This window comes from Gottfriedia acidiceleris, assembly GCF_036421055.1.
Classification (GTDB): domain Bacteria; phylum Bacillota; class Bacilli; order Bacillales; family Bacillaceae_G; genus Gottfriedia; species Gottfriedia acidiceleris_C.
Genome location: NZ_JAZGQS010000004.1, coordinates 314,867 through 327,253 on the forward strand (window position 1 = coordinate 314,867; position 12,387 = coordinate 327,253).

A 12,387-nucleotide genomic window follows, 5' to 3' on the forward strand; every position below is an offset into this window, starting at 1 on the left:
AATACTTCTCTTTCTACTATAAATTAATGATAAAATAATGGAAATGGAAGGTGATATTAAAATGAAAAAAAGAAAACCACAGCAGCCTGTAAAACCGGCATATGAACAGAAGGAAAAAATATCATTAGGATCCTTAATGAATGAAGAAATTCTTCAAAAATTAAAAAATACAAAAAAACAATTGCAAGAAAATGAAACAAAACTTAAAGAGGAAGAAGAAGCACGTATTCGTGAAGAAAAAAGATTACGCGAGAAAAATAAATCATTCGAAGAGTTACTAAACGAGAGTAATATCTCTTGGAAGGACTTTAAATAAGACGCAAATGGCGTCTTATTTTTTTTGCACGTGCAAAAACATTAATTCGATCTTTTTTTTATCAGTAATTTCATATTATGAAATTTTTTGATTGTTCTAAATTTTATAAATTTTTATAGTGAAATTAAGTTAACAAAAGGTAGTAGGTGGTGTGAAAAATTTAAGATAGTGAAATTGTTCTTTTGAAAGCGCTTTAAAAATTTTCCGAATTCGATTTAAAAAACAAATGTTAAAAAATTACATATCGGAGTGGAGGAATTATTTAATGGGTATTCGTACAGGAGCGCAATATATCGATGGACTAAGATCTAGAAAGCCAGAAGTATGGCTAGGTGGAGAAAAGGTAGAAGATATCGTAAACCATCCTGTTTTCAAACAACCGATTCTAGAGATTGCAAAATTATATGATATGCAGTTCGATCCAGCTTATCAAGACAAAATCACACATATTTGTGAAGAAACTGGTGAGCGAATTTCTAATGCATTTTTAGTGCCTAAATCATCTGAAGATATTAAAAAGCGTGGAGATTTGTTCGAAACATATGCAAAGTCAACATTTGGTTTAATGGGAAGAACACCAGATTTCTTGAACATTGTCTTAACTTCAATGGCAAGTAATTCATGGTTTTTAGATAAATATAATCCAGAGTGGTCAAAAAATGTCCAAAATTATTTCAAATTTGTTCGTGATAACGACATCTTCTTAACGCACGCAATTATCAACCCACAAAATGATCGCAGCAAGCCATCTTATGAACAAAAAGATTTATTTACTCATTTAGGTGCTGTTGAAGAAACGGTCGATGGATTAGTCGTTAGAGGAGCTAAAATGCTTGCAACATTAGCACCGATTACAGATGAAGTTATTATATATTCTTTCCCTGGGTTCCACGAAGGCGATGAGCGATATGCTTTAGCATTTGCACTTCCGATTGACACGCCAGGATTAAAAATTTTATGTAGAGAACAAATGCAAGATGGTAAAAGATCATTCTTTGATCATCCATTAGCATCTAGATTCGAAGAAATGGATGCTGTTCTTGTATTTGATGATGTGTTAGTTCCTTGGAATCGTGTATTTATTCATAATAATGTTGAAGCTGCAAATAATCTATACCCAAAAACAGGTATTGCACAACAGCCTGCTCACCAGTCTGGCGTAAGAGGTTATGTAAAATTAGCTTTTGCAGTAGAGGTAGCATGCAGGTTAGCTGATTCAATTGGAGTAGATGTTTATTTAAATGTCCAAAATGACTTAGGTGAACTACTTCAATCAGTTGAAACAGTTCGTGCTTTACTTCGAGTTTCCGAAATAGAGTATGAAACACTACCTTCAGGAGAAGTAAGACCGGCATGGGAACCACTTGAGACGATTCGTGGCTTGCTTCCAACTATGTACCCAAGAGCAATTGAAGTGATTCAAACAATCGGTGCAGGTGGCTTATTAATGTCGCCAACAGAAGCAGACTTTGAACATCCTGAGCTAAGAGATGCGATGGATAAATACTATGTTGGACGTGAAGGTGTATCCTCGTTAGACCGAGTTCAATTATTCAAACTTGCATGGGATTTATGTGGAGAAGCTTTTGGACAAAGAGCACTTCAATATGAAAGATATTATACTGGTGATCCAATTCGAAAAAGAGCAATTTACTATAACCAAATGAAGCGTAAGAAAACGTTTAGTATGGTGGATGATGCATTAAACGGAGCAAAAAACTTAAAAGGAGTATCGACTAATCTAGCGAATTCTAAAGTTAACTGATTAATTTTAGAAAGCAGGGATTTTATGAAATTTTTTAGCATCAAAGAGGAGTGGATCTAATGATCTCTTCAGTTCAAAAGATTTCTAGAATATTAGATTGCTTTACAGAGGAAGAACCAGTCCTAGGAAATTTAGATATAGCTGAAAAGTTAAATATGAATGCAAGCTCGGTCCATCATTTAGTTCGTACTCTTTGTGCTGAAGGGATTTTAATTCAGGATAGTAAGAAAAAGTATCGACTTGGTTGGAAGTTGCTTGAATGGAGTAATCACGTTATGTATCAACAAGACATATATAGTGAAGCCATTCCATTATTAGAAAATCTACTGAAAAATTATGATAGTACCGTTCATATCGGAATGTTTGATAAAGGGGACGTAAGATTTGTCTTAAAAGTTTCCTCTAAACATTCGATACCTGTCCCAACATTTATAGGTGATAAACGACCTGCATATTGTACGAGTACCGGTAAAATTCTACTATCATATAATCCAGCATACTTAAAAACAACGATTGAAAGAGGCTTTAAAGCCTATACAACAAATACAATTACGACGATTGATGCATTAAAAAAAGAAATGATTGCGATTAAAGAAAATGGCTATAGCATTAGCAACAATGAAAATGATCTAGGATTATTTGGAATTGCAGCTCCAATTCAAACATATACTGGTCAAACTTTTGCAGCATTAAATATGGTTGGACCAGTTTCATATATGATGAGCCAAGACATTGGTCGAATGATTCAGGATGTTGTGAAAACTGCTAAAACAGTCTCAAATCAGCTTGGTTATATTAATGCATAATGATAGCGCTTACTTAAGTTTAAATAAAAATGAATTAATTGGAGGATTAGAGATGAATCTTAAAAGTCGAGTTTTTAATATTTTCAAATTGATTGAGGATAATAAAGAGCTATTAAAACCACCAGTTAATAATAAAGTTATTTGGGAAGATTCAGAGTATGCTGCAATGATTATCGGAGGACCAAATAAACGTAGAGACTTCCATATCGATCCTGCAGATGAATTTTTCTATCAAATTAAAGGCAATTGCTATGTTGAGTGTATTACACCGGATGGTAAACGTGAAGTTGTAACAGTTTCTGAAGGAGAAATTTTTATGCTTCCTTCTTTTGTTCCACATTCACCTCATAGAGTAAAAGATTCATATGGAATTGTGCTTGAACGAAAAAGAGCAGAAGGTGAATTAGAAAGCTTTGTTTGGTTTTGTGATGAGTGTAATGAAGAAATGCATAAAACGACAGTTCAATTAACAGATATTGGTACGCAAGTAAAAGAAGCAATTGAACAGTTCAATGCTAGCCTTGAATTAAGAACATGTAAAAACTGTGGTCATGTCATGAAAGAGGAAGCGGACGAATGGGTATGCGTATAGACTTTCATACACACATAATTCCTGAAGATTTACCGAATTTTTTTGAAAAATACGGTCATGAAAGATGGCCTATTTTACAACCGACATGTTCATGCGGTGCCAATATTATGGTTGCTGGAAAAGTATTTAGGGAAGTAACTGATCAGGTTTGGAGTCCTGAAAAGAGAATTGAGGACATGAATAACGAAGATGTGACAATGCAAGTGCTCTCGCCAATTCCCGTTACATTTTCGTATTGGGCACCAGCTCTAGCTGCATTGGAAATGGCTCAAATTCAAAATGATTTCATTGCAAATACCGTTAAAAAGAATCCTTCAAAGTTTATTGGATTAGGGACTGTACCAATGCAAAACGCTGAAATAGCTATTCAAGAAATGGATCGCTGTATTCATACACTTGGATTAAATGGACTGGAAATTGGTACAAATGTAAATGGAACAAATTTAGACAGTGACGAGTTTAGTCCATTTTTTGAAATGGCTGAAAAATGGAATGTCCCATTGTTTATTCATCCATGGGAAACATTAGCGAAGGATCGTACACCCGATCATAACTTTATGTACACGGTTGGAATGCCGAGTGAAACAGCTTTGGCTGCTGCAAGCTTAACATTTGGTGGAGTGATTGAAAAATATCCAAAATTAAAGATTTGTTTTGCACATGGCGGAGGTTCATTTCCATTTATTCTACCTAGATTAGATCAAGGATGGAAAGTATGGCCTCATTTGCGCAAAACTGCCTATCCACCAAGTCATTATGTAAGTAATTTCTATTTTGATTCTCTTCACTACGATCCGATTAATATTCAATTTTTAATTAACCGATTTGGTTATGACAAAATTGTGATGGGCTCGGATTATCCTTTCTTATTAAGAGAAACGCCACCTGGAAGAGTGATTAATCAAATGGATATTAATAAAGAAATGAAAGAAGCGATTTTAGGAAAAAATGCCCTGAAATTTTTAAATATTAAGGAGGCAGATTTACTTCATGGAAAACAAAGTATTGACTCCAGAAGATAGATTAATAAGTTTAGGTTATGCACTTAAACCAATAAGACCGGCTTCAGGTAATTATGTAAAGTCTGTTCGTACAGGTAATCTATTATTTACATCTGGTCAAGGTGTAGATGAATACCATGGAAAAGTTGGACGAGAGTTGACGCTAGAGGAAGGCTATGCAGCTTCCAGAGAGTCAATGTTAAATTTAATTAGTGTATTAAAGTATGAATTAGGTGAACTTTCAAAAGTAAAACGAATTGTAAAGATATTAGGTTTCGTAAATAGTACAGAAGATTTCTATGATCATCCGAAAGTGATGAATGGAGCTTCTGATCTTTTAGTAGAAGTGTTTGGTGAAAGAGGAAAACATGCTAGGTCAGCTGTTGGGATGGCACAGCTTCCACATAATACAGCGATCGAAATTGAAATGGTTGTAGAAATAGAGGATTGAAAAAAATTGGTGGCACTTGTGTCACCTTTTATTCTATTAGAATGGTAGGTGCCTATTATGCAAGTTACAGAGAAGAAAAATAAAATATTACCAATCGATTGTAAGCATTTTATTGATGGACAATCGATTCCATCTTTTAATCAAAAAACCTTTTTAAATATTAATCCTGCGACTGAAGAAGTATTAGGTTCTGTTTCTGAAGGTAGCGAGTTAGAAATTGATTTAGCAGTAAAAGCAGCAAAACGAGCATTAAAAGGTGAGTGGAAACAATTTACTAGCAATCAAAGAGCGGCAGTTTTAAGAAAAATCGGCGACGGAATATTAGCTCGAAAAGAAGAATTAGCAGCGTTAGAGGCAATGGACACTGGAAAGCCATATGATCTTGCTTTAGAAGTTGATATTACTAGATCGGCTCATAATTTTTATTTTTTCGCTGACTATATTACAACTTTAAGCTCTGAATCTCATATGCAAGATCAAACTGCCTTACATTATACATATCGTAGGCCAGTTGGTGTAGTCGGAATGATTAACCCATGGAATCTACCTTTATTATTATTGACATGGAAGCTTGCACCTTGCTTAGCTGCCGGAAATACAGCAGTTATGAAGCCAGCAGAATGGACACCAATGACAGCAACAGTTTTAGCTGAAATTTGTAAAGATGCAGGCGTACCTGACGGGGTAGTGAATGTTGTACATGGATTTGGAGCAAATGCGGCAGGTTCAGCTTTAACAGAGCACCGCGATGTTGATGCTATCACGTTTACTGGTGAAACAAAAACAGGTTCAGCAATTATGAAGGCGGCAGCTCCAACGTTAAAAAAATTATCGTTTGAGCTTGGTGGAAAAAATCCAAACATTATCTTTGCTGATTCTGATTTAGACGAAGTGATTGAAACAACTTTAAAATCATCTTTTATGAATCAGGGAGAAGTTTGTTTATGTGGATCTCGAATTTATGTTCAGAGGTCAATCTTTGATGAATTTATTGATAAATTTGTCGCAAAAACAAAGGAATTAAAAATTGGCGATCCGTTTGAAGAAGGAACAAATGTCGGTGCGGTTATTAGTAAAGAACATTATGAAAAAGTATTATCTTATATCGAGATTGCAAAAGAAGAAGGCGGAACGATTTTAACTGGTGGTAGCAGACCTGCTTCAATTGAAAAAGGATGCTTTATCTTACCGACAATTATTACTGGATTAAACCGTGACTCTAGATGTGTAAGAGAGGAAATATTTGGTCCAGTCGTAACAGTTATGCCGTTTGATTTTGAAGACGAAGTAATTGAATGGGCAAATGACACTCATTATGGTCTAGGCGCAACAATATGGACAAATGATTTACGCAGAGCCCACCGTGTTGCTCATCAAATTGAAGCAGGAATAATTTGGGTAAACACTTGGTATTTAAGAGATTTACGTACACCATTTGGAGGTATGAAGCAAAGCGGTTTAGGTCGTGAAGGTGGAATTCATAGCTTTGAGTTCTATAGTGAATTATCGAATATCACGATTAAATTATAAGAATAAAAAGGGGGCAAAAGAAAGTGAAGATTACTAGTGTTGACGAGCTGACGCTTCTGCTACAAGAAGCAGAACAGAGTGGTGTTAGTATAAAAGCTTTAACTGAGATTTTTCCCGGATTAACTGAAAGAGAAGCCTATCAAATTCAATTAACAAATATTGAAGAAAAATTGAAAAAAGGGCAGAAAATTATCGGGAAAAAAATTGGATTAACTTCGATTGCCATGCAGGAGTTATTAGGAGTAGATGAACCTGATTACGGTCACTTACTAACTGATATGAATATACCTAATTTCGGTGAAGTACAAGTTGGAAATATGATTTTACCAAAAGTAGAAGCTGAAATTGCATTTGTCTTAAAAAAGGATTTAATCGGGCCAAATATTACATTTGAGGATGTAATTAATGCAACAGACTATATTGTGCCTGCAATAGAGGTAGTTGATAGTAGAATCGAAAATTGGAAAATTCGATTAGAAGATACAGTTGCCGATAACGCATCATCATGCTTATTTGTTCTAGGCAATGAGCGTTTCGATGTAAAGGAAATTGACTTACCGAATATTACGATGGAATTATATCGTAACGAAGAATTGATGAATTCAGGTAAGGGAGAGGCAGTATTAGGAAATCCAATTCATTGTGTAGCATGGTTAGCAAATAAATTAAGTGAGTTTGGAATCTCACTAAATGCAGGAGAAATTATTTTATCAGGAGCTTTATCAGCTGCCATTAATGCAAATGCAGGTGATTGTTTTACTGCGAAGTTTCCATTATTAGGTGAAGTCTCGATTTCATTTAAATAAACGAGGTGAATTATGAATAAATTAAAAGTCGGAATTATTGGTTCAGGGAATATTGGAACAGATTTAATGATGAAATTACAGAATAATCCATTTCTAGAATTAACAACGATGATCGGAATTGATCCAGAATCTGATGGGTTAAATCGTGCAAAAGAAATAGGAATTGAAGTAATCAATAATGGTATTCAAGGCTTCATTGAACGAAAAGAATTGGCTGATTTACTGTTTGATGCAACTTCAGCAAAAGCTCATTTTCATCATGCAAAAGTACTTGGTGAATTAAAGAAGCGTGTGATTGATTTAACGCCAGCGGCAATTGGGCCATTTGTCGTACCGCCAGTAAATTTAGGTTCACATATAGATGAAAGCAATGTCAATTTAATAACATGTGGTGGGCAAGCAACAATCCCAATCGTTCATGCGGTAGGCCAAATTGCAGAAGTTGAGTACGCGGAAATTGTTGCAACAATTAGCTCAAGAAGTGCCGGTCCTGGTACGCGTGCAAATATTGATGAGTTTACTGTAACAACTGCTCGAGGACTTGAAGAAATTGGTGGAGCTAAAAAAGGAAAAGCAATTATTATTTTAAACCCGGCAGAACCACCAATTATGATGAGAGATACAGTTTATTGTAAAGTTACGAATGAAGAGTTCAACCATGAAAGCATGATTCATTCCATTAAACAAATGATCAAAAAGGTTCAAGCGTATGTGCCAGGATACCGTTTAAGAATGGATCCAATCATAGATGGTTCAACTGTAACTGTTTATTTAGAAGTTCAAGGATCAGGGGACTACTTACCTAGCTATGCCGGAAACTTAGATATAATGACTGCATCAGCAGTAAAAGTAGCGGAAGAGATTGCACAATATGAAGTTGTAAAAACTGTTTAAAAAAGTGCCTAAAGAAAGTGAGGGAGTGCAATGTTTGGAAAAGAAGTCATTGTAACTGAAGTAGCACTTCGAGATGGAAGCCATGCAATTGCTCATTCGTATACAATAGATCAAGTCGTTCGAATTGCGAAGGCTCTTGATGATGCAAAAATGCCTTATATTGAAGTATCACATGGGGACGGTTTAGGTGGTTCTTCACTACAATATGGTTTATCAACTACAAATGAATTTGAATTAATCGAAGCAGCGGTAAATTCTTGTAATCACTCAAAGATTGCTGTCTTACTATTACCTGGTATTGGAACAGTAAAAGAATTAAAAACGGCAGCAAAAATCGGAGCAAAAATGGCTCGAATCGCTACGCATGTTACTGAAGCTGATGTTTCGAAACAACATATTTCAAAGTCCAAAGAGCTTGGATTAGAAACTGTAGGATTTTTAATGATGTCCCATATGGCACCAGTTGAAAAATTAGTAGAACAAGCCAAGTTAATGGAAAGCTATGGTGCGGATGTCGTATATATGGTTGACTCAGCAGGAGCGTTTCTTCCACATGAAGTAAAAGAACGTATTGCTGCTTTACGCGGGTCTCTTGCTATTGAAGTTGGATTCCATGCGCATAATAATCTTTCTCTAGCAATGGCAAATACATTAGTAGCAATTGAAGAAGGAGCTACTAGAATTGATGGAAGTGTACGCTGCTTAGGTGCAGGTGCGGGTAATACACAAACTGAAGTGTTAATTGGTGTATTAGAGCGATTAGGAATCAAGACAGGAATTGATTTCTATAAGATGATGGACTTGGCAGAGGAAATCGTAGCACCAATCCTTCAAACACCACAAGAGATTACAAAAGGTAGTCTAATTTTAGGCTATGCAGGAGTGTATTCTAGTTTTCTATTACATGCCAATCGAGCAGCTAAAAAATGGAATGTTGATGCAAGAGATATCTTAATTGAATTAGGAAAACAAAAAGTAGTCGGTGGGCAAGAGGATATGATTCAAGAAGTTGCTTGTATGTTAGCAAATAAAAAATTATCTGTTTTTTAAAGAGGAGACGAGTAATATGATTACTGAAATCGCGAATAAAATATATCTGCACCAAAAAAACGGTCTAGAAATGGATAAAATTACGATTGATCACCCAGAATTAAACGTTAATAATGCTTATGAAATTCAAAAATTAAGTATTGAAAATGCCATTAAAAATGGCGATCCATTAATTGGTTGGAAAATGGGATTAACAAGTATTGCTAAACAAAAATCTGTAAATGTTGAAGAGCCGATTTATGGACGATTAACAAAATCGATGGAATTAGAAGAAAATAAATTAAAGATGGAAGGTTCAATCCATCCTAGGGTTGAGCCAGAAATCGCATTTATGATTAACAAGCCATTATTTGGACATGATGTAACAGCAAAAGATGTATGGAAAGCAACCGAGTATATTGTACCTGCATTAGAAGTAATTGATAGTCGCTATAAAAATTTCTCATTTACACTGACAGATGTTGTAGCAGATAATGCATCTTCATCAAAATTTATCATTGGTAAACAACAATATTCACCTACATATACTTCATGGGATGAAATTAATGTTGAATTATATAAAAATGGTGTAAAAGTACAAAGTGGTGTCAGCTCCGATGTACTAGATCATCCTGTGGAATCTGTCGTAAAGTTAGTTCAAATGTTAAGTAAAAACGGTGAACAAATCGATCCTGGGATGATTGTCTTAACGGGTGGTATTACAGAAGCGATCCATGTTGAAGAGGGCGATATTGTTGAAGCGCGTTTTGACGGAATTGAGACAATGTCACTACAAGTAACGAGGTAGTACATTATGCCAATCATCCAAATACAACTGATTGAAGGTAGAAGTCCAGATTTAAAAAAACAATTAATGAGAGAAATAAATGAAGTAGTTTGTCGTACATTGGATGTTCAGCCAGGGCAGGTAAGAATTTTAATAAATGAATTCGAAAAAGCAAATTGGTCCGTTGGTGGAGTTGCAAAGGATGAGTAAGAAAGTCCCTATTTTATAGGGGCTTTTTTCTTGTAGAGATTAGTTTTTTATTTTTGGTGTAAATACATTTCTTTACAATCTTTCAATTGAGTACCAATCAATTATTAAAACATGTTGTTTGGGACAGATTAATTATGATAATTATTAAAGTTTGAGGTAGAGTTTTACTAATTACTGTTTTATTCTTAATTAGTCACAGTAAAAGGTGTCTTTGCATAAACGAACAAGAATACATAAATTCTTAAAATACATTGCAAATCAGAAAGGATGTATTATTCCATGAATGATGTAATATCGACTATAATTGAACACCGTTCGATCCGTGATTTTGAGGATAAGTCTCTATCGGATGAACAAATAAAAACGATTGTTTCCTGTGCTCAATCAGCCGCGACTTCTAGTTATATGCAGGCATACTCAATCATCGGTGTAAAAGATAAACTCCGTAAGAAAAAGTTAGCCGAGCTAGCTGGAAACCAGGAGTATGTTGAGCAAAATGGTCACTTTTTTGTATTTTGCGCTGATCTCTACCGCCATTCCGTTATAGGAGAAAATGAAATGAAAAGTGTCCTTCCATCAATAGAAAGCACTGAAAGTTTTATGGTTGCATTGATCGATGCATCTTTAGCCGCACAAAATGCTGTAATTGCAGCAGAATCCATGGGGCTTGGAATTTGTTATATTGGTGGAATCCGAAATAATCTTGAAGAAGTGAAAAAATTGTTAAAAACGCCTGAGCGAGTTTTACCTTTGTTTGGAATTGCAGTGGGATATCCGAAAAAGATTACAGACCGTAAACCGAGATTACCGTACGAACATATTTACCATGAGAACGAATATCAGCAAGATAAAGAGGTCTATGTAAAGCAATTAAAAGAGTTCGATGAAGTAGTTTCAAGTTATTATGAACAAAGAACCGGTGGCAAAAGAAAAGACAGATGGACAGAACAAATGGCAGTTATGCTTGAAAGACAAAAAAGAGTGTATATGAAAGACTTTGTTCAAAAAAATAAACTGGATCTCAACTAGAGAAGACTGCCGATTTGGCAGTCAAGTTCTTTAAGAAATATGACTTTAATCGATTAAAGTAACTTAAAAAAATCCTTTCATTATGGAAGGATTTTTGTTCATCTTGTACAAATACATGAGCTAGTTCTTAATTTTGTACTATTCCGCAATTGCATCAGCTACCAAATTACTAAATTCCCTTAAATAATAGAGGTAATTATCTCCACCATAGTTATATCTTTTGTTATACATTTTAGCAACAACCACATTATATTTAGGAATTACTAGAACAGTTGGACCTGTTATACCTAAAATTTGATAAGATCCTAGTGGTACTCTATCACCAATCTCGCTTTTTTTGCTTGATGTATCTTGAACATACCAAAACAACCCATTTTGAGGTGAATCTTGATTTTTATAATTAAGATTTTGAACTTGAGTAGCTATTTCAATAACTTCTGTAGGGACTATTTGCTTTCCATTTATTTTTCCTTTGTTTAAATGAAGATTACCCCAGAATGTAAATTCCCTAGTGGAAACATGAAGGTTAGACTCGGAACCATCCTCTGAATCTCCTAATTTAAATATAGCTTCTTTGTTAGGATTATCAATTACTTTTACTAAATTCTTATTTCCTCTTGTTTCCCAACTTGTTTCCTTAAATCCTAGTGGTGTAAAGACTCTTTCTTTTAATAATTCTGGAAAGCTTTTCCCATAAAGCTTTTTTATTAAATTTGTCATCATTAATACGTTAATTCCTCTATAAGCCCACCCTTGACCTGGTTCAAATTCTCTAAAAATATTACCTTCATCAGTCTCACTTAAACCATGTGAATGTGTAACTAAATGTCTAATAGTTGTTTTTCCTAGTAATTCTTCATCAAAATCATCAAAATATTCAATAGCAAAATCATCAAGGTTTTTAATTTTACCTTCGTATAGCGCAAATGCAACTGCTAATCCTAAATAGCTTTTTCTTGCAGAAGCAACATTAAACTGAGATGTTGCGGATATTGGTGTAGAAAGATCTGTATTACTGTGAAACCCATTATAATTTTCAAGTACGATATTATTATCTTTCATAATTATTAAAGCTGAAGCCGAACTTTGATTTCTTACTTTTATATTCTCGACCCAATCTATTATTTTCTTGAATTTATCACACATTTTTTATTCTCCTAAGTTACTTTTA

14 protein-coding genes are annotated in these 12,387 nt (G+C 34.6%); 13 read left to right on the top strand and 1 reads right to left on the bottom strand.

Going from position 1 to position 12,387, the window contains the following annotated elements; translation table 11 throughout:
• Positions 1-61 precede the first annotated feature (61 nt).
• The 13 genes from RAH41_RS08770 (at position 62) to nfsA (ending at position 11,216) form a co-directional block, all read left to right on the top strand.
• Positions 62-316, top strand: coding sequence for a YqkE family protein (locus RAH41_RS08770; protein WP_056475570.1), 255 nt, complete (start codon positions 62-64; stop codon positions 314-316).
• 265 nt (positions 317-581) lie between these two features.
• Positions 582-2,081 carry a 4-hydroxyphenylacetate 3-hydroxylase family protein gene (locus tag RAH41_RS08775; protein WP_331221906.1) on the top strand — a complete coding sequence of 500 codons (1,500 nt, stop codon included), beginning with the start codon at positions 582-584 and terminating at the stop codon, positions 2,079-2,081.
• Between the two features lie 59 nt (positions 2,082-2,140).
• A complete protein-coding gene (locus tag RAH41_RS08780) occupies positions 2,141-2,887 on the top strand; it encodes an IclR family transcriptional regulator (RefSeq protein WP_331221907.1) in 747 nt (248 codons plus the stop codon).
• Between the two features lie 52 nt (positions 2,888-2,939).
• On the top strand, positions 2,940-3,479 hold the full coding sequence (locus tag RAH41_RS08785) for a 3-hydroxyanthranilate 3,4-dioxygenase (RefSeq protein ID WP_331221908.1): 540 nt from the start codon (positions 2,940-2,942) through the stop codon (positions 3,477-3,479).
• Positions 3,464-4,501 (top strand): amidohydrolase family protein, encoded by a 1,038-nt coding sequence (locus RAH41_RS08790; RefSeq protein WP_331221909.1) that lies wholly within the window; start codon positions 3,464-3,466, stop codon positions 4,499-4,501. Before RAH41_RS08785 ends, RAH41_RS08790 begins: the two co-directional genes overlap by 16 nt.
• A complete protein-coding gene (locus RAH41_RS08795) occupies positions 4,470-4,931 on the top strand; it encodes a RidA family protein (RefSeq protein WP_069033372.1) in 462 nt (153 codons plus the stop codon). The genes RAH41_RS08790 and RAH41_RS08795 overlap by 32 nt, the downstream gene beginning before the upstream one ends.
• Positions 4,932-4,988: 57 nt before the next feature.
• The gene (locus RAH41_RS08800; protein WP_331221912.1) at positions 4,989-6,461 is read left to right on the top strand and encodes an aldehyde dehydrogenase; all 1,473 of its coding nucleotides are present in this window, start codon (positions 4,989-4,991) and stop codon (positions 6,459-6,461) included.
• A gap of 29 nt (positions 6,462-6,490) precedes the next feature.
• Positions 6,491-7,267, top strand: coding sequence for a 2-keto-4-pentenoate hydratase (locus tag RAH41_RS08805; protein ID WP_419471581.1), 777 nt, complete (start codon positions 6,491-6,493; stop codon positions 7,265-7,267).
• Between the two features lie 12 nt (positions 7,268-7,279).
• Positions 7,280-8,161, top strand: a complete 882-nt coding sequence (locus RAH41_RS08810; RefSeq protein ID WP_331221915.1) for an acetaldehyde dehydrogenase (acetylating) — start codon at positions 7,280-7,282, stop codon at positions 8,159-8,161.
• 30 nt (positions 8,162-8,191) lie between these two features.
• Positions 8,192-9,211 (top strand): 4-hydroxy-2-oxovalerate aldolase, encoded by a 1,020-nt coding sequence (gene dmpG, locus RAH41_RS08815; protein ID WP_331221916.1) that lies wholly within the window; start codon positions 8,192-8,194, stop codon positions 9,209-9,211.
• Positions 9,212-9,227: 16 nt separating this feature from the next.
• On the top strand, positions 9,228-9,998 hold the full coding sequence (locus RAH41_RS08820; protein WP_331221917.1) for a 2-keto-4-pentenoate hydratase: 771 nt from the start codon (positions 9,228-9,230) through the stop codon (positions 9,996-9,998).
• Between the two features lie 6 nt (positions 9,999-10,004).
• Complete coding sequence (locus RAH41_RS08825) at positions 10,005-10,187, top strand: 2-hydroxymuconate tautomerase family protein (RefSeq protein ID WP_331221918.1); 183 nt, start codon at positions 10,005-10,007, stop codon at positions 10,185-10,187.
• 279 nt (positions 10,188-10,466) lie between these two features.
• Complete coding sequence (gene nfsA / locus RAH41_RS08830; RefSeq protein ID WP_331221919.1) at positions 10,467-11,216, top strand: oxygen-insensitive NADPH nitroreductase; 750 nt, start codon at positions 10,467-10,469, stop codon at positions 11,214-11,216.
• Positions 11,217-11,354: 138 nt separating this feature from the next.
• Here the strand turns inward: nfsA and RAH41_RS08835 are convergent, their stop codons facing one another.
• On the bottom strand, positions 11,355-12,362 hold the full coding sequence (locus tag RAH41_RS08835; protein WP_331221921.1) for a serine hydrolase domain-containing protein: 1,008 nt from the start codon (positions 12,360-12,362) through the stop codon (positions 11,355-11,357).
• Positions 12,363-12,387: the final 25 nt, after the last annotated feature.